The organism is Bradyrhizobium sp. SBR1B, from assembly GCF_014198205.1.
In the GTDB taxonomy this organism is placed as follows: Bacteria; Pseudomonadota; Alphaproteobacteria; order Rhizobiales; family Xanthobacteraceae; genus Bradyrhizobium.
This window is the reverse complement of record NZ_JACIHC010000063.1, coordinates 1-2,937: the sequence shown is the minus strand read 5'-3', so window position 1 is coordinate 2,937 and position 2,937 is coordinate 1. Positions and strand designations below refer to the sequence as shown.

General features: G+C 58.5%; 3 pseudogenes. All 3 read right to left on the bottom strand.

The window, feature by feature from the left end:
* Positions 1–1,666 precede the first annotated feature (1,666 nt).
* Positions 1,667–2,095: pseudogene (locus GGD61_RS40005) on the bottom strand (DDE-type integrase/transposase/recombinase); the annotation flags it as partial.
* Positions 2,096–2,288: 193 nt separating this feature from the next.
* Positions 2,289–2,432, bottom strand: a pseudogene (locus GGD61_RS41165) (IS110 family transposase); the annotation flags it as partial.
* A gap of 129 nt (positions 2,433–2,561) precedes the next feature.
* Positions 2,562–2,822, bottom strand: a pseudogene (locus GGD61_RS40000) (ATP-binding protein); the annotation flags it as partial.
* Positions 2,823–2,937 lie beyond the last annotated feature (115 nt).

Below are 2,937 nucleotides of genomic sequence, written 5' to 3'. Positions count from 1 at the left end.
AACTCGCTACGACAAACTTGCCAGAAATTTCTTGGCTGCCGTCCACCTCGCCGCCATCGTCGCATATTGGATCAATTGAGTCTGAACCCTAAGAACCAGACCCGGTGGTCCTCAGCATAGGGTCCACTTTAAAAGCTCGCCGCAGCGCCACGACCATTCCCTATGACGCACGAGAGGTTGCGGCAATTATCATCTTCAACGGAGCACACCTATAACCACGCCAACACCTGTAGCCGTACCGATAATGGCTCCTACTCCGGCAATTATTGCCACAATGGGCCAAAACCCTCCCGCGGTCGAAGATGATTCTTCAGGCGATAGTTCGATTACACCATACGCTGACACATCCATCTTCATTTTTTTCTCCTTTCAGTGATGCCTGTCGACCGCTCTGGCGGCCGCACAAAGGGGGACTCAAGAGTCGTGCCAACTGTGGAGTGAGAACGCAAGACTCCCCAGTCTGCCTCGTTCAGCGCGGCCTAATTGCGAGCAGGCGCGACAATCTGCATCTGTCAGTGAACGCGCCCCGCTCAGCGCCTAGCTGGCAGCCACACGTGCCGCTATAGGGGCGCTCGATTGAATCGGCTCCATACGACCAAGACCGCTTCTAGAGTTGCCGTTCAAAACGCACAGGCGCGGCAGCATCCCGCGACAGCTAGGACCACATTCGCTTTCTTGGCTTCAAGAATTAGGCAAGAGGCCGCCAGCGGCGATGGATGCCGCTAGGCCCGCCAACACTGCCACAATCGTCCACAACCAACCTCCCGAAGTTGCAGATGCTTCTTGAGGAGTTAGTTCCGTTACGCCATAGGCTGACATATCGGTCTTCATCGTAGTCTCCCTTTCTGTCTGGACAGCAGCTATCAAAGACCGTGCCAACTACGTCAAAGAACGCTGTTCGACCGCATAATGGAATGCCTCGCTTCGGCCGTTTAGATAGGCGCAGCAAGCTATGACAAGATGGTGTAGCCCGCCATCGCGCCGGCCTTTCGTTCCTGGGATCTGTTTTTCTTGCCCTGTTGGGTCACTCGGATTTTGTCTGCCAATCGCCGATCGCAGTTGCCTTTTGCCCTGGAGCCGCACCAACAACAAATGAGGTCGCGTTTGCGACGAGAATGCTATGACTTTGACACGCGACGTAATGTTCGCGGTCTACGAGATTTGAGTACCCTGCGCTGGCGGCAGCAGTTCCTGACCGCCGAATTTGCGAAAGCAAGAAGCATCAATAAGGTTCGCGAGGTGAGCTACATGCTCAAGGCGATTCATGCCCAGGATATTCGTGAGTCGGCTGACGGAAGGCGCGGGCAGCGATGAGGATCTGCGCACCGCCAGGATGAGCAAGGAGGCCGATCACATCGCGCAGAGTGTCCAAGACCGGGGAATTCTATCGGCCTAAGCTTGCGACCTGAATGTCGCGTATGTTGGCCACGTTATGGTGTGAGGGCAAATGACAGCATGACGGACACCGGCGGAGCTGGGGATCGAGCAAGCCCGAAGAGCTTTAAGCGCAACAAGCGCGACCCGTTGATGAGGCCTCGATCCGCGATCTCCATCAGGGCCAGCGGCCATGGCATCGGTCGCACAAACAGGCCGTATACATGAACGCACCCAACCGGGATCCAAAGTGCTGCTGAAATCCCTTGCATCCGCGGGGCCGTCTGTACATGAAGCTTTCGATGAAGGCATTCTGCGTCGGCTTGCCAGGCGCGATGTAATGCCAGGCGACGCGGCTCTGATCCGCCCATGTCAGGATTGCGTTGCTGGTCAATTCGGTGCCGTTGTCGCTGACCACCATTTTGGGCTTGCCGCGCTCGATGATCAGCCGGTCAAGCTCCCGCGCCACCCGGGAGCCCGACAGCGAGGTGTCGGCTACCAACGACAGGCATTCGCGCGTGCACTCGTCGACCACGGTCAGAATCCGGAAGCGGCGGCCATCGGTGAGCTGATCCGAGACGAAGTCGAGTGACCAGCGGTCATTCGGCGCTATCGGCACCACCATCGGCGCCCTGGTCCCGAGCGCCCGTTTGCGGCCACCACGGCGACGGACCGCGAGCCTCTCTTCCCGATAGAGCCGGAACAGTTTCTTGTCGTCTAATCGCTGTCAACTGCCCTGGGTACCGGACCTTGTCGTCTTCGAGGTCGGAAGAATGTGCCGCCTCATCATGGCCCTCGCCAGTGGATCTCCCCATGTGATTCCCGCGGTCTGAAGCCGCCCAAGAAGTTCCGGGATAATCCAGCCAGCGTCCTTCCAGGACGATCTACAGAGATACTGGCTTAGCTAGCTAGGCTCAGCTAGCCGGCGCCGCCGCGAACTCCGTGCCATCCAACCAGATACGGTGCAGGATGATGGCGAGTTTGCGCGCCACGGCGACCTTCGCCTTTCGCGACCCGATCCGAGCCATTAATTGCTGGCCCCAACGGCGGAGTGCACTAGCTGTGTATTCCGATGAAGCCGGCCACTGATTCCGACGCGAAGCCGGCCAGGCATTCCGATTTCATTCCGGACGGATTTCGGTCAGCGCCTGGGTCGCCTTGAGGTTTGGAACGGGAGGTGGCGAAGGTCAAGCTGTCGCTGTCGTCTCGGGTTGCATTTGGCGCTGCTTTCGCATGCTGTCGCCGCTAAGCTCGATGCGGTAGGCATTGTGGACGAGGCGATCGAGGATGGCGTCGGCGATGGTTGGGTTGCCGATGAGGTCGTACCAGTGATCGATGGGGATTTGACTGGTGACGAGGGTCGAGCGGCGGGCGTATCGGTCCTCGACGATCTCGAGGAGATCGCGGCGCTGCTCGTCGCTGAGCTTCTCCGGCCCCCAATCGTCGAGTCACGTTGAGCTCAACGTGACTTGACTTATGTGCAGCCCGCAGTGATGTGGAGTTGAGGGCCAAAAGCCGGCACCGGTCCGGGTTTTGATAGCCGCCAACTCCACATAATTTGCC